The sequence below is a fragment of the Streptomyces sp. NPDC059909 genome (genome assembly GCF_042730885.1).
Lineage (GTDB): Bacteria > Actinomycetota > Actinomycetes > Streptomycetales > Streptomycetaceae > Streptomyces.
Genome location: NZ_JBHWKX010000240.1, coordinates 1 through 1,299, shown reverse-complemented (window position 1 = coordinate 1,299; position 1,299 = coordinate 1). Strand labels below are relative to the sequence as shown.

Sequence of the window (1,299 nt, the reverse complement as noted above, 5' to 3'; positions counted from 1 at the left end):
CCCACCCGGAGGCGCCCGCCCACTTCGACATGACGATGTCCTTCACGCTCGCCCCCGGCACCGACCCCGCCGCCCTGCGCCTCGCGGTCGGCGCCCTCCTCGCCCGCCACGGCATGTTGCGGGCCGTCTACGCCCAGGAGCCCGGCACCGGCCGCTGGACCGGCCTGGTCCTGGCGGAGCTCTCCCCCGAGGCGGTCCTCACCGTCCACGACCTCACCACCGCCCCCGACCAGGAGGCGGCCTGGGAGGCCCTGCTCACCGACGCCCAGTCCGGCTTCCGCCTCGACTCCGGCCCGCTCTTCCGCGTCCTGTACGGCGAGCGGGGCGCCTCTTCGCAACCCTGGCTCAGCCTGGTCGCCCATCACCTGGTCGTCGACGGCGTCTCCTGGCGCATCCTCACCGAGGACCTGGAGACCGCCTACCACCAGGCGGCCGCCGGGCACCCCGTCGACCTGGGGGCGCCGACGACCTCGTTCCGCGCCTGGGCGCTCAGGCTGGAGGAGCACACCGCCAAGGGCGGGTTCGACGCCGAGGCCGGCTACTGGGAGAAGGCCGCCGCGCCGGGCCCCGCGCTGCCCCGCGACGGCGAGGGCCCGCGCCTGGCGGGCGCCGCCCGGAGCGTCACCGTGAAGCTGTCCGCCGAGGAGACCGGCAGCCTGCTGCGGCGGGCCTCGGCCGCGTACCACACGGGGGTGGAGACTCTGCTGGCCGCCGCCTGCGGCCGGGCGCTCGCCCGCTGGACGGGGCGGCGCCGCACCCTGGTCGCGATGGAGGGCCACGGCCGCGAGGAACTCTTCGACGACGTCGACCTGACCCGTACCGTCGGCTGGTTCACCTCGCTCTACCCGGTGGCGCTCTCGGTCGGCCCCGAGGACGGCTGGGACGTGACGCTCCCCTCCGTCAAGGAGCAGCTACGCGCCGTCCCCGGCCGCGGAGTGGGCTTCGGCGCCCTGCGGTACCTGTCCGGCGGCGCGCCCGGAGAGCCCGCCGACGGCCGGGTGGCGGGGGGCCTGCCCGAGGTGAGCTTCAACTACCTCGGCCGGTTCGACTCGGCGGGCGCCGACGGGCCCCTGGTCCAGGGCGGTTCGGGTGTCCAGCTCACCGAGGACCCCACGCGGCGCCGGCCGTTCCTCCTCGACGTGGTGGCCCGGGTGGAGGACGGGCGGCTCGCCGTGGAGTGGGTGCACTCCCCGGGCGTGCACGACGAGGCCACCGTGCGCACGCTCGCCGAGGAGACCGCCGCGGCACTGCGCGAGATCGTCCGGCACAGCGCCGACCCGTCGGCCGGCCGCGCCACCC

Annotated in this window: 1 protein-coding gene; it reads left to right on the top strand. The window is 76.8% G+C overall.

Annotated elements, in window-relative coordinates; all coding sequences use genetic code 11:
- A partial coding sequence (locus ACFV9O_RS40515) for a condensation domain-containing protein (RefSeq protein WP_385428121.1) occupies nucleotides 1-1,299 on the top strand: 1,299 nt, incomplete at both ends.